The organism is Coprococcus comes ATCC 27758 (genome assembly GCF_025149785.1).
GTDB lineage: Bacteria > Bacillota > Clostridia > Lachnospirales > Lachnospiraceae > Allocoprococcus > Allocoprococcus comes.
Map to the genome: position 1 here is coordinate 2,711,477 of NZ_CP102277.1, position 21,168 is coordinate 2,732,644.

The 21,168-nt window shown below is 40.3% G+C and carries 21 protein-coding genes and 1 other annotated feature; of the genes, 3 read left to right on the forward strand and 18 right to left on the reverse strand.

Translation table 11 applies throughout. The annotated features are described in order from the left end of the window. Positions 1 to 85: 85 nt before the first annotated feature. The 5 genes from NQ556_RS13290 to NQ556_RS13310 all read right to left on the reverse strand — a co-directional run bounded on the left by NQ556_RS13290 (position 86) and on the right by NQ556_RS13310 (position 4,201). On the reverse strand, positions 86 to 715 hold the full coding sequence (locus tag NQ556_RS13290) for a TetR/AcrR family transcriptional regulator (RefSeq protein ID WP_008369863.1): 630 nt from the start codon (positions 713 to 715) through the stop codon (positions 86 to 88). A 398-nt stretch (positions 716 to 1,113) separates the two neighbouring features. Then, positions 1,114 to 1,299: a hypothetical protein gene (locus NQ556_RS16750; RefSeq protein WP_227159739.1), complete on the reverse strand. Its 186-nt coding sequence runs from the start codon at positions 1,297 to 1,299 to the stop codon at positions 1,114 to 1,116. A gap of 78 nt (positions 1,300 to 1,377) precedes the next feature. Then, a complete protein-coding gene (locus tag NQ556_RS13300) occupies positions 1,378 to 2,868 on the reverse strand; it encodes an ABC transporter ATP-binding protein (protein WP_005333781.1) in 1,491 nt (496 codons plus the stop codon). A gap of 11 nt (positions 2,869 to 2,879) precedes the next feature. After that, a complete protein-coding gene (locus NQ556_RS13305; RefSeq protein ID WP_005333779.1) occupies positions 2,880 to 3,617 on the reverse strand; it encodes an energy-coupling factor transporter transmembrane component T in 738 nt (245 codons plus the stop codon). Continuing rightward, positions 3,617 to 4,201 carry an MptD family putative ECF transporter S component gene (locus tag NQ556_RS13310; RefSeq protein ID WP_005333775.1) on the reverse strand — a complete coding sequence of 195 codons (585 nt, stop codon included), beginning with the start codon at positions 4,199 to 4,201 and terminating at the stop codon, positions 3,617 to 3,619. Before NQ556_RS13310 ends, NQ556_RS13305 begins: the two co-directional genes overlap by 1 nt. A gap of 192 nt (positions 4,202 to 4,393) precedes the next feature. Between NQ556_RS13310 and NQ556_RS13315 the strand changes: the two genes are divergently transcribed. Then, on the forward strand, positions 4,394 to 5,383 hold the full coding sequence (locus tag NQ556_RS13315; protein WP_005333772.1) for a helix-turn-helix domain-containing protein: 990 nt from the start codon (positions 4,394 to 4,396) through the stop codon (positions 5,381 to 5,383). 214 nt (positions 5,384 to 5,597) lie between these two features. Here the strand turns inward: NQ556_RS13315 and NQ556_RS13320 are convergent, their stop codons facing one another. The 5 genes from NQ556_RS13320 to NQ556_RS13340 form a co-directional block, all read right to left on the reverse strand. Then, positions 5,598 to 6,329, reverse strand: coding sequence for a DUF6040 family protein (locus tag NQ556_RS13320; protein ID WP_238061211.1), 732 nt, complete (start codon positions 6,327 to 6,329; stop codon positions 5,598 to 5,600). Further along, positions 6,244 to 7,485: a relaxase/mobilization nuclease domain-containing protein gene (locus NQ556_RS13325; protein WP_227189164.1), complete on the reverse strand. Its 1,242-nt coding sequence runs from the start codon at positions 7,483 to 7,485 to the stop codon at positions 6,244 to 6,246. Before NQ556_RS13325 ends, NQ556_RS13320 begins: the two co-directional genes overlap by 86 nt. Further along, positions 7,434 to 7,814: a plasmid mobilization protein gene (locus NQ556_RS13330; protein WP_172675350.1), complete on the reverse strand. Its 381-nt coding sequence runs from the start codon at positions 7,812 to 7,814 to the stop codon at positions 7,434 to 7,436. The genes NQ556_RS13325 and NQ556_RS13330 overlap by 52 nt, the downstream gene beginning before the upstream one ends. A gap of 511 nt (positions 7,815 to 8,325) precedes the next feature. Beyond that, a complete protein-coding gene (locus NQ556_RS13335) occupies positions 8,326 to 8,460 on the reverse strand; it encodes a hypothetical protein (protein ID WP_015540887.1) in 135 nt (44 codons plus the stop codon). Positions 8,461 to 8,571: 111 nt separating this feature from the next. Next, entirely contained in the window at positions 8,572 to 8,835 is a 264-nt protein-coding gene (locus NQ556_RS13340; RefSeq protein ID WP_005333764.1) for a hypothetical protein, read from the reverse strand. Between the two features lie 106 nt (positions 8,836 to 8,941). Between NQ556_RS13340 and NQ556_RS13345 the strand changes: the two genes are divergently transcribed. Then, positions 8,942 to 9,175 carry a helix-turn-helix domain-containing protein gene (locus tag NQ556_RS13345; protein ID WP_015540886.1) on the forward strand — a complete coding sequence of 78 codons (234 nt, stop codon included), beginning with the start codon at positions 8,942 to 8,944 and terminating at the stop codon, positions 9,173 to 9,175. 51 nt (positions 9,176 to 9,226) lie between these two features. Here NQ556_RS13345 and NQ556_RS13350 read toward each other — a convergent pair whose 3' ends face one another. The 7 genes from NQ556_RS13350 to NQ556_RS13380 form a co-directional block, all read right to left on the reverse strand. Next, positions 9,227 to 9,679 (reverse strand): hypothetical protein, encoded by a 453-nt coding sequence (locus NQ556_RS13350; RefSeq protein ID WP_005333760.1) that lies wholly within the window; start codon positions 9,677 to 9,679, stop codon positions 9,227 to 9,229. After that, positions 9,676 to 10,620 carry a ParM/StbA family protein gene (locus NQ556_RS13355; protein ID WP_044998622.1) on the reverse strand — a complete coding sequence of 315 codons (945 nt, stop codon included), beginning with the start codon at positions 10,618 to 10,620 and terminating at the stop codon, positions 9,676 to 9,678. Before NQ556_RS13355 ends, NQ556_RS13350 begins: the two co-directional genes overlap by 4 nt. Before the next feature lie 195 nt (positions 10,621 to 10,815). Beyond that, positions 10,816 to 12,654 carry a DNA primase family protein gene (locus NQ556_RS13360; RefSeq protein ID WP_233420475.1) on the reverse strand — a complete coding sequence of 613 codons (1,839 nt, stop codon included), beginning with the start codon at positions 12,652 to 12,654 and terminating at the stop codon, positions 10,816 to 10,818. Positions 12,655 to 12,765: 111 nt separating this feature from the next. Further along, the gene (locus NQ556_RS13365) at positions 12,766 to 13,113 is read right to left on the reverse strand and encodes a TnpV protein (RefSeq protein ID WP_040015519.1); all 348 of its coding nucleotides are present in this window, start codon (positions 13,111 to 13,113) and stop codon (positions 12,766 to 12,768) included. Between the two features lie 195 nt (positions 13,114 to 13,308). After that, positions 13,309 to 15,057, reverse strand: coding sequence for a S8 family peptidase (locus NQ556_RS13370; RefSeq protein ID WP_008369833.1), 1,749 nt, complete (start codon positions 15,055 to 15,057; stop codon positions 13,309 to 13,311). A gap of 67 nt (positions 15,058 to 15,124) precedes the next feature. Beyond that, positions 15,125 to 16,159 carry a bile acid:sodium symporter family protein gene (locus tag NQ556_RS13375; RefSeq protein ID WP_008369831.1) on the reverse strand — a complete coding sequence of 345 codons (1,035 nt, stop codon included), beginning with the start codon at positions 16,157 to 16,159 and terminating at the stop codon, positions 15,125 to 15,127. A gap of 122 nt (positions 16,160 to 16,281) precedes the next feature. Next, positions 16,282 to 16,527: a binding site (T-box leader), on the reverse strand. A 62-nt stretch (positions 16,528 to 16,589) separates the two neighbouring features. Next, positions 16,590 to 17,606, reverse strand: coding sequence for a glycosyltransferase family 2 protein (locus tag NQ556_RS13380; protein WP_022220025.1), 1,017 nt, complete (start codon positions 17,604 to 17,606; stop codon positions 16,590 to 16,592). Between the two features lie 143 nt (positions 17,607 to 17,749). On the opposite strand from NQ556_RS13380, the gene NQ556_RS13385 reads away from it, so the two are divergent. Then, the gene (locus tag NQ556_RS13385; RefSeq protein WP_008369827.1) at positions 17,750 to 18,970 is read left to right on the forward strand and encodes a 6-phosphofructokinase; all 1,221 of its coding nucleotides are present in this window, start codon (positions 17,750 to 17,752) and stop codon (positions 18,968 to 18,970) included. Between the two features lie 250 nt (positions 18,971 to 19,220). Here NQ556_RS13385 and NQ556_RS13390 read toward each other — a convergent pair whose 3' ends face one another. Further along, positions 19,221 to 20,771 (reverse strand): hypothetical protein, encoded by a 1,551-nt coding sequence (locus NQ556_RS13390; RefSeq protein WP_008369826.1) that lies wholly within the window; start codon positions 20,769 to 20,771, stop codon positions 19,221 to 19,223. Positions 20,772 to 21,168 lie beyond the last annotated feature (397 nt).

The window sequence follows — 21,168 nt, forward strand, 5'->3', positions numbered from 1 at the left end:
ATTGTTGTTTCTTTCATTAGTTTATTCTAACTCATATATAATAAAATAGGTGGCTTACTGGCATTAGCCACCTGACTTACATTAGTTATACCGGGAATTCAATATTCCACAATCGTTCCCAGCCACCTGTATTGAATTCTTTCAGCTGATGCACATTTTTCTTTGCAGTCTCCCTGTCTATATCATGCTCAATGATCTGAAATACTGATGAAAAAAATCCCGTATAGATCATATGCATAAGGCTTTCCTCTACAATCGGTATTTTCACACCGTTCTCTTTCATCTTTTCCATATATTTCAGGCTGGACTTCATTTCCCGTTCTACCATATTGTGTATGAATAGTTCAAATTTTCCACTGTCTCCACATTTCAACAATAATCTGAAATTATCATAATGATCATAAATATAATCAACCATCTGCTCCATTCCATCACTGGATGTATACGACATATTCCTTGTCTGATCACTGGCCGAAAGCTTTTCAAACTCCTCAACGATCTGATCATAAATCTGATAAATGTGTTCCATATAGGGATCTGTCAGTGCATCAAAAAGTGCCTCTTTCGTCGGATAATATTTGTAAAATGCACCAGTAGTAAGTCCGGCATCTTTTACAATGTTTCTTAAAGATGCTCCGGTCAGACCATCTTTCAGGAAATGTTTTCTGGCTGTATTTAATATATTTTTTTGTGTATCTTCTGCTTTTGTCGACATTCTTTTCGTATCCTCTAAAGTTCTTTCCAAAATATAACAGTGCTATATAGCACTGTTATATTTTAACTCATTACAGGAATTTGTCAAGTCTGCTGTTTCGATTTTTTATTTTCCCGTGTATTCAATTTTCACTTAGCAGATGCATCTGTAGTTTGATTTTGCCGTCGTCACACCACATGATTCTCTTCAGCATCTTTCCTTTTGACCAATATAAACTTTTCATTGCTATATATAAGAACGGAACCATGATTCTGCGTGTTGCCTTTCCAATTTGTACAAACTGTCCACCATCAAAAAATACATGCTTTAACGGTATTTTTGCCTATGTCAGAAATGCCATGGCAAGATCTGCACCAATCGAAGATGCAACTACAAGTTCTATTTCTTTGATTCCATGTTTAAGCCTCCTCTTCGACTTTTTCAAAATCTACTGTCAGTTCCTTCATAGAAATTTTTACCACCTTAAAACCATACTGCAAAAGTTCCTTTTTGAATGTAAGGAACGAATGATCTATAGGCACTCCGGCAATGTTTTCAATTTCAGCAAAAGTCAACTTGAAATCGTCTGTTTTATTTTTATTGATTCACTTCCATAAAGGATTATATTTGCTCATAATTATCATTCATCTACTTTCCAAAACTATTTACAATATCCTTTGCCATCAGTCAGATTTACTCCACTTGCCACAACACTTTTCCTGGATAAAATATTTTCTTATCTTCTCCATTCCTTCTGCATCCATCTGATACTGATCTGCAATAGTTCCATTTTCAAAATGAATGACATCAGTGCAACACTCTATAATCAGTTCCAAATCATGTGTGATCACATAAACCGAAATTCCGGTATCCCACACTTCTCTTAGAACCTCTGCAACCTCCAGCATATGCTTATGATCAAGACCACTGGTTGGTTCATCCAAAAACAGCACAGAGCGCCCGGAGGCAATTGCAGATGCGATAGCCGCCCGCTGCTTCTGACCTCCGGAAAGTGACATTGGATGACGGTCTTTGACTTTTATCAGATCCAGCATATCAAGAAATTTGTCTGCTTCTTTCTCATTTTCTTCTTTCATGCTAATCATAACTTCATCCTGTATTGTCTCTGTAAAAAGCTGATGATTCACTTCCTGCATAACCATATAACAGGCTTTCAGCCTTTCTTTTGGTCTGTAAGTTTTTCCATTCCAGATGATTGTGCCACATTGTTTTTCCAAACCACAGAAACAACGGGAAAAAGTAGATTTTCCAGCTCCATTATTGCCCGTAATTGCGACAATCCGATTTGCCGGAATCTCACATTCTCTGATATATAAAATCTGTGGACCATTCTTATATGCAAAATTAAAATCATGAAGTTCCATTGTGGTTCTTTCTGATATCAACATCTCTGGCATAAGGAGATTTTCCAGAACATAAGCCCGCAGTCCCATCTCTTCTCGCTTTTCTTCTGTCAGATTTTCAAACTCTGTGGCTGAATAATCCTGAATAATCTGTCCCTCTTTCATATAAATAAACCGATCCGCCAGCCCACGCAGATAATACAGGCGATGCTCCGATATAATAATCGTTTTTCCCTGTTCCTTCCAGTGGGCGATTATTCTTCGCAGATCCATGATTGAAGCTGCATCCAGATTAGAAGAGGGTTCGTCCAGGACAAAAATATCCGGTTTCATAATAGAAACCCCTGCACAGGCAATCTTCTGCTTCTCTCCACCTGAAAGCTGAAAAATATTGCGTCCAATCAATTTTTTCAGATGCAGCTCCTGAATTGTAGCCTGCAATCGATCTTTGATTTCTTCCTTTGGCATTCCAAGATTTTCACATCCAAAAGTAATCTCGCTTGTTGTATCTACATTAAAAAACTGTGACCGTGGATTTTGAAAAACACTTCCAACAATTTTTGCTGTATCATACAGTGGCTGCTGCGAAACATTTATCCCATTTATCCATATCTCACCAGTTAATTTTCCTTCATAATAATGTGGAATCAACCCATTGATCATTCGAGTGAGTGTTGTTTTTCCACAACCGCTCTCCCCACATAGCACAATAACCTGACCATCTTCTATCTCCAGATCAATATCCCGGATTCCCACAGAATATTCATTATTTTCTCCATATGTAAATGTTGCATGATCTATTTTTATCATAATGTACTACCTCAAAAAACAATATACTGATGCAAAAAGAACAATATAAAGCATGCAAAGCAAACAACAATGGCACTAAAATCCTGTACATGAAAGCCAATCTCGCAGACATTGGTTCTTCTGACCGGTGCACCAAGTCCCCTTGTTAGAGCTGCTGCAGACAGCTCATCACCAATTTTTATTACGGATACCATCAATGGTATCAGCCGGTATTCAATCATAAGGAATGGATTTTTACCACCAAAACGGATATTTCTCATTTTCATTGCATCCCGGATTGCCTGATATTCTTCCTTGATTGTAGGAAAGAAACGGAAAATAACTGACAACGGTATTATGATTTTTTCTGTGACATGCATCCGCTCCATTGCACTGATAAACTCACTTACAGATGTAGAAGAAATCAGATATGCGCCTGTCATAATTCCCGGTGCAAAACGCGTCATAATTGATGTTGCTGCCAATATCAGAAAAGAAATCATACCACTCCAAACATTCAATGCCAGCCGCTCCAGTACAAAGCATACCGCATAGAGAACTGCATATTTACCGGCTGTTTTGAATTTGTGCTCTGACAAAATCAATGCAAATGGTATAAGGCTTAGTATTGGTTTCACTATATTCATGATTCCATCATTGCTGGTACTGAACATCAATGTTGTAATCGTTATAAGCATAAACAATTTTGTTCTAGGATCTAAAACAATTCCATTTCTGCTGTCAACAGTAGCAGATAATATCTCATCCATTACACGATTCCTGCTTTTACAAAGTGTTTTTTGAGCAACGCTTTTCCAATCATTCCTCCAATGATTGCGCAGATAAAGATACCTGCAATCACAAGAACAATGCTCCACATAGGCATGACAGCCATTACTTTATCTGCATACTCTTTACCAAAACTGGCTGCGAAGCTGGCTCTTGAATCTTCTACCATGAAGTACATTGGAATATATGTACCAACCATCCAGAGACTGAATACTGCATATCCAATCAGGCTCCTTTTAGCACTTTTATAATTGCCAAATTTCAGAATCAAATCTCCCAGCAGCCCAAAGATAAGCCCCAAAGGTACACCCCAATATCCCATTCCGGTAAGTCCCATCAAAAGGCCACTCAGAATTGCCATCAGCGTTACCATACCAAACTTCTTTACCCTTGTCAGGAATAACATAAATGGAATTCCTGTGATCAGTGTCCACAATGCACCAAGAATCGGAAGAAATATCGGAACAAAGCCAATCGGAATTGCCACACAACATCCGAGTACAAAATAAAGGACTGTGAAAAGTCCCAGATTAATCAGGTCCTTCGCCTGTAATTTGTTATTCATACAGAATACCTCCCTTGTATAATTAGCTCTATCTAACTACTCCATAAAATACCATATGTTTTGTTATATCTCTACAACCAAATATCATTTTAGCTCCAAACAGCATTGGGTTTTATTGTTGACTCTGCTCTCTTCAAATCCTATAATATTATCTGTTACAGGGCAAAAGTACTTATATCAGGGAGATCTTCTATGAAAATTAACGACGTGATCAAAAAATGTATCAAAATACCAGGTATATCCATAAAACAGGCTGAATATAGTATGGAGCTTATATTAAATACGAAGGAAGGTAAAGGTTCGATGACCTTTTTTTCACTTTTTCCCGGTCTGTCTCTGGCATATATTTTTATAAATTCTCCAACCTGGACGGCTCCCGACCTTCGATCAGACAGCTCCATTACAAAAGGTCCATTGCTTCTTAACTATTGTGTGACAGGTCGTTGTGAAATGATCCTGAACAACAAAAATTTTGTCTACATCAAAGACAGAGAACTTTCTCTCACAGAATGCTTCGCCCAAAAAGAATATGTTTATCCAAAGCGCATCTATGAGGGGCTTGAATTCTTTATTGATATAGATACATTTACTTTAGAAAATACATGGGTACAAAATGAATTTAGCATTGATTTCAGAAAAATCTCAAAGATGTTTTGTCCTCATGGAAGCACTTATATATCGACAGCGACCCACGAAACTGAGGAAATTCTCAAAAAACTATGGGAATTATATGATTTTCCGGCCTCTTTTGCAGTCATTCAAATGAAAATATATACGCTCGCTTTATTCTCAGTACTACAAAATTTGGAGGCTATCCCTAAGTCTCAGGCCTGCACTTTCTTTACTGAATCTCAGGTTAATATTGCTAAAAAGGTCGAAAATATCATCACCTCAGACCTAAGGCTGCATCATCCTGCGTGGGAATTGGCTGAATATTTTTCTATCAGCGAAACCAGTCTAAAAAATTATTTTCGCGGTGTTTACGGACAGAATATTTCTGTCTATCTGCGTGAAATGCGTATGAATAAAGCAGGCGAACTGCTTGCCTCAACACGACTGTCTGTAGCTGAGATTGCAGCACAGGTCGGATATCTGAATCAGAGCAAATTCGCCTCTGTGTTTAAAAAGCATTTTGGTGTATCACCTTTGGAATATCGCCGCACCAGACATTTAGACTCCTAAACTCTCCATTTTGTTGCCTCTCTTCTTTCAACAATAAAATGACGATAAATCCCATCCTGTCTCACAAGTTCTTCATGTATTCCCTGCTGTGCGGTTTTCCATTCTCCAGAGCGAAAATCCGTTCAGCTTTCTGTACTGTTTTTAGGCGGTGTGCAATCATAATAACAGCTTTATCATTTGTCAGGTACCACCCACTGGTCATTAAAATAACAAATTACATATAATCAAACTTCTTCCGAAGATATATTCTGAGTAGCATGATACCCATATTAATGAGTATAAATAGCAAAATCAAATTCACCGGCAGATATTTTCTAGTTACATCCCCAAGCACTGCTATCCCTGAAAGGCTTCCAATCAAAAACATTTGTGAAATTTCGTTCCACATTTTTTTGTATTGTTTTATTGTTTCCATAATTATCACCATTATGATTCCCATTATGAAAAGCACAGCTACGATTGCCAGAATCCTGATAACCCATACTTCCCCACCTGTATATGCTATTTTCTGGTTAAATCCATTATCATAAGTTGGATATACCAGCCATTTACAAAATCGAACATACCACATGAATGGAGCCATAAAAAAATCTATGAAATCATGTTGAAAAGCACCATTCTGTAGAATTGCAAACAGGACTACCGTAATGTATCCCATTCCCCAGAAATATTCTATAGACTTCATGCTTTCCGTTCTGTCCTTTACTTCTTTTTTCGCTTTACGAATTTCCAGCTCAGCACGTTTCTTTTCGTTACGGGCTTTGGATTCTGCCTGCTCTATCTTTTTCTCTGCTTCTTTTTGTTTCTTCTGTGCTTCATCTACTGCTTCAACAGATGATTTATTAACCTGTATCTGCAATTTAGAGTTCTGGTCCCGAACGTCTTTTATTTCTTCTTCGAGCTGCTCTTGCTCGCTCCTGCTCTTCAAGCCGTTTCTGTTCCTCAAATCGTCGTTGTTCTTCTGAAGCGATTGATTCAGCTTCTGCGTTTCGGACAGTTCGGTTGTCAAACGATGAATTTCGTCGTTTAATTTCCGAATTTCGTCTTGCATTTCGTGATTCTCGAAGAATAGCTTCTGTTTTTCCATTTTCAGCTTGTGTGTCCTTTCCTGAAATTTCTGGATAAACTCGTTCATCTTCTGATTTCTCACCTGTAACTCGTCTCTCTCTTCCGTCACTAGCTCCAGTGACGCCGCCTGCTCCTTCGCAAGCTGCTTCCACTTGTCGGTAGTATCCGGCAAGTTCTTCATCTGATCTGCTGTCTCTGTTGGCTGAATCTCTGGCTTTTTTCCTATTTCCATTAAATTCATTCTCTAGTCCCTCCTTGCTGATATCCAAATGAAATGTTTTGAACAGATTACTGTCACGTACTTTCTTTCCCTCTTGGTTCTGAAAAGTAATGTGCTTCCGTTTCTCTGTCCAGTTTACGTTCCATCCGAACTGCTTCATTTTTTCTATAAACTTTTCTTTGCTTATACAATTTTCCAGTGCTTTTAACACTGCCATTGCACAGTCCGCTACAAAGCTATCCTTTACCTGCTGACGGAACAGATTATATTTGTCTTTGCTCCATGCAATGACTTCCCCTTTTTCAATCTGACTTCCATCAAAATGCTTTCCTTTTTCGGCAACGGTCAGTCCTCGTTCCCGGCACATCTGATTGGTAAGCTGTTTCATACGTTCCAGATCTTTTCTGGTGTTATGCAGCTTTCTCCCATCTTCATAACTCACTGAATTAGTAACCAAATGGCAGTGGATATGGTCTTTATCCTTATGCACAGCCACTAAGGTCTGGAATCCACTGAACCAATTTTCTGCAAACTCTTTTCCAAATTCAAATGCCTGCTCCGGGGTGATCTGCTCATCCTTATGCCAGGAAATAATGTTGTGGGCATACATTCTCCCTGTATCTTTATTCCACATCTTCTTTTCTTCCAAAAAGGTTCTGTACACCAGATCATAATTAATTTCATTGTGACAGTACGGGCCTGTTATATAAGTAAGCAGCTCACTTGTCTTGTCCTGTCGTAAAACATATTCAATACAATTTCTCATTGCTCCATGTGTATTTGTCCGCTTATTAATCGTCTTATTAACTGCCATATCCTTTCACTCTCCTTCCGATACTTGAGAATATTTTTATTGAGGAAATACAACATACTGTCGTTTGGGATTTCTCCATCTGTATGCAGTTTTCTTGCAATCTGGTTGATATTTGTCGTAGCTCCCCGGAGCTGACAAAGGATATCCGCAAACATCTGGTTCAGTCTTTTCAGTTCTTCTATTTCCTCTGCCGTTGCTATCTTCAAGTCTGCGATTGCTTTTATCACAACTTCCTGCTGTGTTCTTCCGGATTCTTTAACCTTGCTCTGAAACAAATCGTATTCCTCTTTATTCATCCGTATGGTTACTGTATGATTTCGTTTTCTCATAGGCTTTTGTCTCCTTTCATTGCTTGATTTTCATTCTTTGTTAACAGCCACAGCGTTCTGGCGGCATATTGGTAGGAGATTTATAAGAGAGTGCAACGCTCTCTTATACAGGTGCAGGACAGCGTCCTAGTCAATCAGTAAGTGTTCCGTAGGAATGTCCGGTGGACATTTCGCAGGAATACTTACGCCATTGACGTGCCGGGGTTCCAAGGGGCGGAGCCCTCTGGCAAGTTTAGGAACAGCCCAAAGGCTGGCTCCGGTGCATAGTGGCTTGCCACTTTGCGAAACTTGCCTGTCATCTCCCCACCACTGAATCGACACCCGCCAGGCAATATTTTCCACCCTACATTATCAAATCCAAATGGAGATGACGGTGGGTTTGTGGTGCAGGAGCCGACTGCGGAAGAAAAAGAAAAGCTCCACCTTTCATAGATTTTCCCTTTCTGAAACAGGCTGGTCATGCACCACTCCGATGCGAAGTATCGGACAATCATGTGCCGTATCCGGCACCCTATATCTTTTCTTTGCCTGTTTGTACACCCCTCTCATCTGCAAACACCTTTCTGCCATATTTCCCTGTTATTTCTGTCTTTCTTTTTCTGAACTGCTTTCTATTTCTGCTGAAAGGCATAAAAATAGCAGTCATGAACATTTCTCCAACTCATAATGTCTGAAATGCTATCACTGCTATTGTCTTTTTCTGCTATTCTGTTTTCGTAAAACTATTCTTTACTGTCAGTCCTTTTTCCTGTTACTGCTATTTTATTTTGTCGCAAATTTCAAGCAGGTCATGTAATAAATTCTCCAGTTTCATAAGTCTGCGATGCTGATACCAGATCAATCCTGGCAATCCCGCTGCAAGAAAGAACGAAGCACACAAAATCTTTATTGCCTGTCCTCTGCTGCTTATCCCTCCATATCCAAATCCACATACCAGATTCACGAATAAAACATAGAAATATCCACAAAATAAGACAAACTCAAAAATCCACACCAGCACCTTTTTCACTTTCTCTTTCACTCTGTACTTCTCCCTCCTACATTTTTAAATTCAGTGTAGCGAATTTCCCGCTATATTTCAATAGTGAATATCTCGCTAAGTTATTATTATGCTAGAGGTGAAACACATGTATCAGAGAATACGGGATCTGCGTGAAGATCGTGACCTTACGCAGAAGAATATGGGTGAAATCCTAAATTGCAGTCAGCGTATTTACAGTAATTATGAATGTGGTGATGTCGATATCCCTACTCACATTCTGATTAAACTGGCTGAATTTCATAATACCAGCGTTGATTATCTGCTAAACCTGACAGATGATAAACGTCCTTACCCAAGAAAAAAGAATAGCTCCACTTAAAGCAGTCTGATTTATTTTATGTAAGCCAGACTGCTTTTCTTTTATAATCAGCTAAAAACTGTCTGCAAAATCCAGTGCTGCATCCATATCAGCTTCTTTCTCCCAGTCCAGATTATCTTCTGCGATCTCTTCATCCGTTTTCTCCATTGTTAGTGTTCTGTCTGGCAGATTAATTTCTCCTACCGATTCTTTTACAAACGGTACAAGCATTTCCATCAGATTCTTCGCTATAGCCATCGGGGCAGATTCTTTCACTCCATCCCGGACAGCTGTTTCCACTCTTTCCAGAAAAGCATCTTCCTTTTCTCTGGTTTCCAGATACGGATCTGCTTCATTCCTGTACTCTCTGGAAAAATAATCGTTTAAAGCAACTACAACTGCTCTGGTGTACGATTTATATTTTTCCCTGTCCATCGTCTGCAAATATTCCCATGCCTGCCTGTCCTGTTCATCACAAAGATTCAAACGGATATTTGTGTTGATGATTTTCCGTTCTTTTCTCATACAAGCATCCCTCCGTTTCTCTGGATTTTCCTTACGCTCATTGCTTCATAGCCTTTCGCTGTGGCACAGATGTCCCGTACAATTGTCACCCGGCTCTTGTCATATTCTCCAAAATTCTGGATCATACAACCGCCACCGCCGACCACATACAGACGCATCAGTTCTGGATTATATTCCCGTTCTCTCAGCTTATGAAAGATTTCTTTCGTATAATCTCCGGCAGCTTTACGAATGACTGTCAGATATTTCTCACCAATATCTGCTGTCCCGGTACGGATCACCTGCTCAATCACCAGATCATCCACCACTGTTCCCAGTTCTTTCAACAAAGATTCCCTGACTGCAAGCACACACTGGTGCGTTCCATATTTCTCTGTAAAGCATTTCTTCTCTAATGGACGGGAATTATTGATATACATGATGTTCATAGTCCCGTTTCCAATATCCACAAGCATGTTGATTCCTTTGAAATCCTGTAAACGGTAAAAAGCTGCTGCAAATCCCTGTGGGTAAATATCAGCTCCTGCAAACTCCACACGATATTCTTTATTGCGGAATGTAAAATCCACACATTCATTCTGGAGAAGATATTTCTGGAAATCTTCTTTCTGTATAGCTACCCAGGTAAGTGGAAGTCCGGCTGCAATGTGTACCTTTGCCCGGTTCATACCTTTCCCATCCAGTTCCCTTGCGATAGCCGCCAGTGTCAGCACATAATAGTCCTCGTCCTGCGTTTTCTCTGCATAGAACTCCTTGTGTTCCTCTCCGATCTGGTAATACATGTCATTGTAAACAAGAAGATTATTCTGGAAGATTGGCTCCTTGTCATATCTGGCTACACCGGATGGAAAGCATCTGGTGGCTGTTTTCATGTTTCCATACCCATGATCAATCCCGATCACCATAACTGTCTCATTATTGTTGTTTTTCATCATTCTCATAATCATACCTCATACTTTCTTAATATTTATTTTTGACTTTCTCCCAAATTTGGGAAAAACCTATATTTGTATCAGCTAAAACGTTGATACATGAAAAAGGGCAGTCAGTGTAAAAAAAGCAAAATTTTATGTACTCTGGCAGCTATCTTTGTTATTTCTCCTGCTCCGGTAACATTTCTTTTTGCTTATTTTGCCCTAAATGCCCTTAATTTCCTGATTCATATTTAATTGTAACTGTTTATAATCTATATCTGTTTCTTCAAAAGGTATTCTTTCTTCTGGATCTACAGGGCAAAAATCTTCTTCCTTAACTGCAATATCCTGATAATAAAACTCACCATTGTACTGCTTCAGAAGGAAACCTTTATCTGTCATATTTCTGAAAAAGTTGGATTTACCATGCCCCTGTCTGCCATTCTCTTTACAGTATTCCTCATACATATGGAACACTTCACTTCGTTTCAGACGTTTTCCTTTGGCACGCACCAATGACTCATCAATAAAAGCACAGATACTATCTGACGTCCGTTGCACTTCTCTTACACATTCTTTGCTGTGTTCGCTCTCCGTGAACTTTCCCTGTTCGTACAGATTTTTCAATGCAATCATCGCCATATGAATTGCATAATCGGATTCTGCCTGTACCTTTTCCTTTAAGTGCAGATCTTTTTCACCACTTTTTACTACCCGGTTCATATCAAGAATCAGTAGTCTACGGTAAAAAGCATCTGACTTATCCTCAAGATTCTGCGGCATTTCATTGGTAGAAAAAAGCAGCTTCGCATAAGAGTGGAAATGAATTGCATCCTGTCCTTTTTTCTCATAAATCAGTGTGTCCTCACCGACTGCTTTCTTTAATACATCTGTGTTCTCCATTGCTTTGCATGGAATATCTGCACAGGCATTTAACAGCTTTCCATACATTCCAGTCGCATAGAATCGTTTATTTAAATCCTGTAAAGAAATACTGGACATATTGGTGATTCCAACTACATGCTGGATCAGCGATACTGCCACAGACTTTCCGGTTCCACCATTTCCTTTCAGTGTAAGGAATTTCTGAAACTGCGTATCCTGTGTCATGCAGTATCCAAAATACTCCCAGAATGTCTGCTGTTCTTCTTTGTTAGGAAGAGACGATGCCAGATACTTTTTTATATTTTCTCCACCTTGTAACACCTGCTCACAATCTTCTGGATAATAGGGAAATGGTATCTGATTGATTGTCAGATAATCTGGATTGTGTTCCAACATTTCGCCTTTAACCGGATCATAATATCCATTTTTGAAATTGATCCACCGCACAGGTTGTTTATTTAGTTCATATGCCTCTCGGTGAACTTTTGGCTGTGCGATCAGTAGATTATAGATTCTTTTGATCACTCCACTCTGTACCTGATCACGATAGATCAGCTTCTGGATACGGTATTTCATTCTTACACCATCATGGTCTTCCAGGAAAACACCATGCTCATAATAATACGGTGTGATTCCCACCACAAAAAACTGAACATTCTCCACCAGGTAATCTACAATCTCCATATCCCGGACACCTTTCACATTCCCTTTTGCATCAAATAAGTGAAAACGGCTCAGTTCCGGTTCTTCTTTCGGATCTCGCTCAAACCGAAGAATATACTGTTCCAGTAATTTCTCAACTTCTTTCTGATTATCCAGTTTGCCAAGGTACTCCTTCTCTTTGAACAACTGCCAGCCTGCTTTTCCGTCAAGACCAGCGTCTTTGAAAAATGTCAGTATCTTATCATTTACCCACTTCACCGTACAGGAAGCCACATAATGATAGGCACTCTGACAGCTTCCAGTAAACTGAATAGATCTCATTTCCTCTATAAAGGAATCTGCACTGAAATAATATCCGTCATCTTCCTGCACCAGACAAAGTGCCTGATAACCTGACATCACAATATTCAACGCTATATCCTGATTGTCCACCAAAAAGATATAGGTCTGTGCTGTCCCTTCTGGATTGGTTTCCATATAATGCTTCAAAAACTTCTTGTTCAAACTTATCACTTCCTTTCAGGCAAAGAAAAAGACGCAAGCCATATCTTATGACTCACGCCTTACTTCGCTCACAATATTCTATTTTTATCAGTTACCTGCCAGATTAGTTACTGACAATCCTTATACATAAATCAATTCTTTCAGGATAATCTCTTCTGCAATCGCTCTGTGCTGATTGGCAGCTCTTACCCATGCCATCTGATTTTTCTCCTTATCCGGCAGTGGTTCTTTTTCTTCCAACTGTTTCAGAATCACTTCTTCCCGTTCCCTGGCTGCCTTGTCCACTTCCAGAAGATGCTCTCCAATCGTATCCTGCAGAAGCATCACCTGATAGGTTGAATTTCGATGGTTCTTCAGATAATCTCTGCGTAAGAATCCATATTTGCCAAGCTGCTCCATCTGCTCACCGGATTTATAGGTGAGGTTCGGAATCAGGTATCCATTTACATTTGTATAAGTCAGTTTCATATCCCTATGACCTCTCTTTCGTTTAAACTGTTGTCTGTAACAGAACCAACTGTTCATGTTACGTCATTGCTACAAATCTTTCTTTCCATATCATTTTGAATCCAACCCGGGCAGATTTTCTTCAAAATCATGGTAAAAGTGCTTCGTTTCTGTGTTGGGAAAATGAACGGAAACACTTGATTTTACTGACTTTCTTCAATGTAACCTTATTATAACGTCCTCCCCATACCCCACCTCCCGATTCGGATACTTCTCAAATCCCGGCAACTCTCTCGCCCCGCGCCGGAGATACGCCTTCACCTTCTCCCCATACAAAAACGGATCATTTCCTCTTACGATCCCCCATTCCATCAAAAGTGCCGATGCTCCTGTCACAAACGGCGTTGCGAAAGAAGTTCCACTCACCACTGTCACCCCTCCGCCAACTGCTGTCGTCCTTACGTTCACTCCCGGTGCCACAAGATCCGGTTTCGTCCTTTCATCCTGCCAGGTATATCCTCTTCCTGAAAAAGATGCATAGGAAAAAGTAAGCGCATCATACGCCCCAACCGATATCACTTTATCTGCAGTCGAAGGAATCGTTAAGGTCACTTCTTCATCCGGATACAAAAATCCTGTCCCTCGGTTCAACACATTCTCACTTGGCAACCACAGATCATACTGCCCTTCCACAACCCTTGTCGGATTCAAAATGATCTGCCAGACTCCCGACGTAATATAATCTGTCACCGGAATCATATCAATATAAATCTCCTGCGCGACATTATACGGGCTCGGTTTTCCATAATATAATAAAATCTCCGTTTCCCCGATCCGGAATCTCTGCGAACCGAGAACAGATTGTATTGGACCGATCCGCGTCCCCGCAGGAGATACAAATGAAATTTCCACTTCGTCCGTATACGCTTTCCAGATCTGAATATTCAATGTTGATTCATCTGCCTGTACTGCGAGCTGTATTCTTTCTTCTTTTCTTTTCTGCAGCACTCCAGAAGTATGCCCGGCACTTGCTGCTTCATTTCCGGTCCCCACACAGATCACACTCTTCCAGAAATTCGACAGATCATCAATATACCGTTCTACCAGACTCCTGCCGTCATGAGAACCATATGTATTTCCAAAACTCAGATTGATCGCCACCGGCATCCGAAATTCCAGTGCTTTCCTCACCACATAATCCATCGCCTGCATCAGTTCTGTCGTCCGTGGAAATCCGTCTGGCATAGGCGACCCCATTTTTACCACAATCAGCTCACTCTCCGGTGCCACACCGGCATACAGATTTCCGCTTCCTCGCCCATTTCCGGCAGCAATCCCTGCAACTGCAGTCCCATGACCGGATATATCCTGACTTGGTACCATTCTTCTCCTTTCCTCTGACGAGTCAGCCTCAAGTGCCCTGTTAATCTGCTCCTTGGTAAATTCCACTCCCATCCGATACCCTTTTGGTGGATTCTTCTCTTCATCCGCATTCGGTCTTAATGACTGATCCCACATCACCCGTATTCTCGTCGTTCCATCTGCATTCCGAAAATCTTCATTCGCATAATCAATCCCCGAATCAATTATCGCCACAAGGACACCCTGTCCACGCAGATCAAGAAAGCGGGTATCCTGCACCTCATTGATACAGGATACCCGCTTCCCATTTGCTATTTGAAAAAATAAACGTTTCGGTTTCTCTATATATTCTACCTCAGGAATATCTGAAAGTAAATCAATCCTGGACTGGCTGATCCGAATGATCGCGTACTCATTCTGAAGTTCAACCACCTGGATTGCCAAGGCTCTTACCTGATCCAGATTGCCCGAATATTTAATAATCAATTCCCATTCCCTGTCAATCGGATGATACCCGACATCCAGGTTCAATGATTTTTCTCTTTCTTCTTCCGTCGCTCCAAGTGCCAGATTTAAAAGATTTTCCAGTTTCTGATCTTCCATATCTTCTTACGCCCTGTAAGTTATTCCTGATATTTTATGATGACCATTCCGAAATTATTTCTGTATTTTATGCTACATTTTCTGCAGCCTGCTTTTTATTTGCAGGCTTTCCTGCTTTTCTCTTATCATATGCTGCAAATAATCCTGCGAGAAGTGTTCCTGAAATAGAATGCCATGTACAGGATACAGCACAGATAATTGCGGATTCCGGTGCCACCGCAAACTGTGCCGTTGTGGTTGCAAGGTTGGTAGCAAGTCCGGCGTTCTGCATTCCAACTTCGATGGAGATTGTTCTCTTCTTTGCAGTATTCATACCAGTCAGTCTTCCTGCGCCGTATCCCAGCAGATATCCAAGTCCATTATGAAGAAATACTGCCACAAAAATTACAACTCCTGATTCAAAGAATTTGTCTCCCTGCGAAGAAACCACTCCGCCAACTACACATGCAAGTCCAAGTACTGCAACTCCAGGCATCACTTTCTGAAGCTCTGTAAATGTTTTTTTCTTTCCAAACAGATAATTCAGTAAAAATCCAAAAGCTACCGGAACAATAACGGTCTCAACAATAGATACAAACATCGGAAGTCCTTTGATCGTAATATGCGTTCCGCTTGCAAGAAGTGAAACCATAAGCGGTGTCATAACCGGTGAAATGATTGTGGATACCGTAGTCATTCCTACGGAAAATGCCACATCTCCGCCACACAGATAAGACATGATATTGGAGGATACACCACCCGGACAACAGCCTACAAGGATCAGACCAAGTGCAATTCCATCCGGAAGCTGAAGTACTTTCGTCAGTGCAAATGCAAGAAATGGCATGATCAGATACTGCGCGATTGCGCCGATACAGATATCAAAAGGTCTCTGTGCCAGAATCTTAAAATCTTCGGTTGTCAGTGTCAGTCCCATGCTGAACATGATGATTCCGATGATGATCGACTGACAGGTGAACTTGTTGGATACCGGATCAACGAACAATGGGTTATTTACCCATCCCATCATTGCCGGTACAAAGAATGTGACTACTGCAATAGCGATTACCACCAATGATGTATAGTCTGATAAAAATTTGCTTGCTTTTTGTAATGCTTTCATTACAGTTTCCTCCTTTTTCTTTTCGTCCACGCAAAACTGTTCTTCTAATCTTTCGATAACAAAATTCACAGGATTTTTTTGTATACACAGCAACAAAAAAGTCCCTTTCCAGAATCAATCTGAAAAGGGACGAATAAAATCCGCGTTACCACCCTAATTCCACAGATAATAATCTGCGGCACTTCACATACCAACATATGCTATCCATATAACGGTGGATCCCGGCAAAGTCTACTTGCAGATACTTTTTCTGCTTTGGACCCGCTTCTTAGAGAGGATATCCTTATCCGGTTATTACCTGTTCACACCATCCACAGGCTCTCTGAAAATAATGACGGATACGACTTTGTTCTCATCAACGAATTTTGGTGAACCATATTTTCTTTAACAGTTATTATAGTCTTCTCTTCGGAAATGTCAAGAACGAATTTTAATTAAATCCGACAATTCTTCTCGCCACAATGTACGCCAGAGACGAAATCTTTCTTCCTGATCTGCCCGGAAGATTCATGGTCTGTCCAAGGATTCCGTAACGGATCTTCCAATAAGTTCCGTAGTGATTCTTCTTCAGATACTGCCACAGCTCCCGTTTCTTTTCCAGATTCTCTGCATTTTTGGAACGAATCAGAAGAATCGAAGACACCGTCATCATAATTGCAAGATAATTAGTCATATAGGTCCGCAGTTTTTTATTAGAAATCTTACGCATATCATACATATCAATCATGCTCTTTGTGACAAAGATCTGCTGATCCACACGACTGATCATCACCTTTTCATTGACAGACTGATCTTCTCTTCCAATGTAATAACGATAAAAATCCACATCCATGTAATACATCTTACGCACATGCGGAAGTGGATAGTAAACATAAATATTGTCCACATAGAACGTATGCTTCGGCAGCCTGAGCTGACATAATTTCAGGAAATCTGTCCGGTAAATAACAGAATGCATCAGAATATACTGTCCCAGATGGAAATGTTTCACATCATTCCAGCCAAAAATCTCTTCCTGTGGAAGCACATTCTTGTACTCAATCACTTTCTTGTGCTCCATTCCTTCTTTTTCGTATACATAATTGGCAAGCAGCATATCCACCTGCTTTTCTTCCTCTTCAAACTTTTTCAGAACATCCAGAATCTTGTACAGTGCTTCTTCATCTACCCAGTCATCACTGTCCACAACTTTAAAATATTTTCCCTCTGCGTGGTCAAGACCTGCATTGACCGCATCTCCGTGTCCACCATTTTCCTTATCAACTGCACGGACGATCGTTGGATACTTTTCTTCATACTCATGTGCAATCTTTGAAGTATCATCCTTTGATCCGTCATTAACTATGATGATCTCTACATCTTCTCCACCTTTTAAAATAGATTCCACTGCCCGGTCCATATAAGCTGCCGAGTTATAACACGGAATCGCAAACGATATATATTTCATGTGTATTCTCCTTCTCAATTTAAAGCTCACGTTCCTAGTATAGCCTAATTTTTTTTGTTTTCCAACTGATATTGTAAATTTCACATTTTTCGGCTATAGTTAAAGCTATATGATTACTATGAATAAAGAGGAGGATTTCAACTATGAATCACAATTTACTGGTCGGACAATCAGGTGGTCCTACTGCTGTAATCAACGGAAGTCTCTATGGTGTTGTCTCAGAAGGTCTGGCAAATCCGGAGATTGATAATGTCATCGGTATGGTCAACGGTATTGAAGGTTTTCTTGCCGATCACACAATAGACATGGCACCTTTAAAAGAAAATGGCGAACTGGAACGTATCCGCACCACACCGGGTTCATATCTTGGTTCCTGCCGTTATAAATTACCGGAAGATCTTTCCGATCCGGTTTATCCTGAACTTTTCCAAAAATTTACCGAAAAAGAAATCAGCTATTTCTTCTATATTGGCGGAAATGATTCTATGGATACCGTAAGTAAATTATCCCGCTACGCAGCAACAGTCGGAAGTGATATCCGCATCATCGGAGTTCCGAAAACCATCGACAACGATCTGGTTCTGACCGATCATACCCCGGGCTACGGAAGTGCTGCCAAATATGTTGCTTCTACAGTACGCGAAATTGCAATTGATGCCTCTGTCTATGATAATAAACCATCTGTCACCATCGTCGAGATCATGGGACGCCATGCCGGATGGCTGACCGCCGCAAGCGTTCTTGCCCGCAAATTTGAAGGCGATAATCCGGTTCTTATTTATCTTCCGGAAGTTGCTTTCTCCCCGGATGCATTTATCGAAAAGGTAAAAGAAAAGCTTACTAAAACTTCTAATCTCGTTGTCTGCATTTCCGAAGGAATCAACGATGGTAACGGAACCTTTGTCTGTGAGCTTGCAAGTGATGTCGGCACAGATACTTTCGGTCATAAAATGCTGACTGGCTCCGGAAAGTATCTTGAAAATCTCGTAAAAGAAAAGCTTGGTATCAAAGTACGCTCTGTGGAACTCAATGTCTGCCAGAGATGCTCTTCCTCCTGTTTATCTGCCACAGATCTGGACGAAGCCGCTGCTTCCGGCCGTTTTGCTGTAAGTGCCGCTTTAGATGGTGAAACAGGAAAGATGATCAATTTTATCCGTAAGAGTGATGACCCATACATCCTTGAATTCGGAACTGCAGACGTGAACGAAATCTGTAATAAAGAAAAAGCTGTTCCTGAAGAATGGATCACAAAAGACGGTTCCGACATCGGAGATGAATTCATCGCTTATGCCCGCCCGCTGATCCAGGGAAGTGTAGAAGTACCTATGAAAGATGGGCTTCCATACTTCGCATTCCGCAAATAGTCTTGTTCACAATTTGTTCATTTATCTTTCAAAAAACCTTCATTTGTTAAACACTCTTTCTTCACAAGTGTTTTATATACTAGAATCATCAAATGAAGAACATAAAAGATAAAAGATTTCAAACAAATCATTTAATAAGACGTGCAGAAGTTAATAATAGAATAACTTTTTCATAATACATGCCGGGGGCTTTTAAGTCACCCGGCATCCTCCCTTTTATGGGACTTTTTCAAAAATTTCTTTCAGCGTTTTATTCTCCAACCCGGATATTTTCTCCATCGATCACAATTTTATATTTTCCCTGAAGCTGTTTAAACGCTTCTGATTCTGCAAGCTCAGGAACTGCCTGGATGGCCTTTTTTACTGCTTCTGCACATAATTCTCTTTCCATTTCCGGATTCTCACAATAACGCTCCAGATAGTTCATCCACAACCTTTCTGAATCCGGTAATACTTCAACCGCCTCTCTGCTGATTTCCCACACTTTCTCATATTCCTGCGCTTCTTCATAAATCAACTGCAGCTTTTCATAAATCTCTTCTAATTCTTCTTCATTCGATTCTAATTTTCTGATCTGTTCATATTGTTCAGCTGCTTTTAAATTCTCACCAAGTTTAAAATAGCTTTCTGCAAGATATTTTCTGACCTCACACTCCTTTTCTCCATTTGTATCCCACCGGTACCACGCCTGTCTTCTAATCATCTCCTCACCAATTCTCTTTGTCAGCCTGTGCCATTTTTCACTCTCTTCCAGAACACTTACCTTCAATAGCGGGTATTGGTACAAATACACTTTCATCTGTATTTTTTCTGCACGTTTCTCCAATTCATCTAATATTTTTTTTACTGCATCTTCTGCGTTTAATCCATCCTCCTGCTGTATACTCCCTTCTTCCAGACTCGCTATGACTACCCGATATGCATCGGAAAACTCTGTCTCCTGCATTTCCTTATCGAGACTACCCAGGCTATTCACATAATCTTCCCACGCTACATAATAAATAAGTCCCATTTCCAGATAAGGACTGTCCCCATTTTGTTCCACAACCTCTTTTGTCTCCTTTTTCTCCTTTACTCCTTCCTGAACTCCCGCCTCTGGCTGATCCTGATTCGCTGCAATCGCTTTTGTTTCCGGCTTTTTCACTGTCCCTCCGATGATTGCTGCACTCATGATACAAACCGCCAGAATTGCAAGCAAAATCTTTTTTGCCGAAACATTATCCCTCGGTCTTTCCATTTCCCTTTCCAGAAAACCAATTTCTTTTTGCATATTTTTCAATACTTTTATGGCATTTTTCCCACTGCTATAACACTTTCCAAGCATTCTTTTCCAGACTCGCTCTTCTTTCCGTGTAAATGCCTTTGGATCCAGACATTTTTCTGCTGTAAATTCCATTATCTTTGCCAGACCATACAGATCATCCGACCGTTCTGTCTTCTGCGAAAGAACCCTTTCTTTCCTTACAAAAAGCATACGAAGCTTTTTCTTCTTCATCTGCTTTAAAAGTTCCTCGTTTTCCGGTTCATTGATATCCAGAAGACAAAGCATTCCGTCTCCGGTTATGATCACTGCATATGGGTTCACATATCCATACGCCGCATCCTCATTTCCACAACGATAATACTGTTCCAGCTGTTTTGAAAGCTGTCTGATCCAGTCAAATATTGTTTCTTTTTCCACCCGGATTCCCTGTTTGATATACTCCATCAAAGAACAGCCTTTTGCATAGTCATTTACCATATAACTCCAGCCATTCTGATCCACAAAACGGAGTACCGCATAGTCTCTTCTTTCTTCCATCCTGTTCCTCCCTGTGTCTGTTCATTCATATTAACTTGTCCTGAAAATGCCACATCGAATCATGTGTCTGATATCATATACTTTTCTTGTGATCTGTTTCAAAGCAGAGAATGTCACCCGGCGTATCTTCAGAGTATTTCATTATACCGGATGCAATTTCCTATAAAATAAAATTAGAATCGAATTAGAGTGACTTCACTATACACTGACATCTGCCACTTTACAAGCAGAACTTTTTTCAATAATTCACAAACTTTTTGCTCTAAAATCAGTCACTGATCTTTTTATTTTCTATAATTCTCTGACAGTTACAAGGATTCCCTGTCTTGTGCATTCTGCCAGACTGGTTACTGTTCACAGTACCTGTGACCAGCAACGCATCTCGCCATTTTAAATC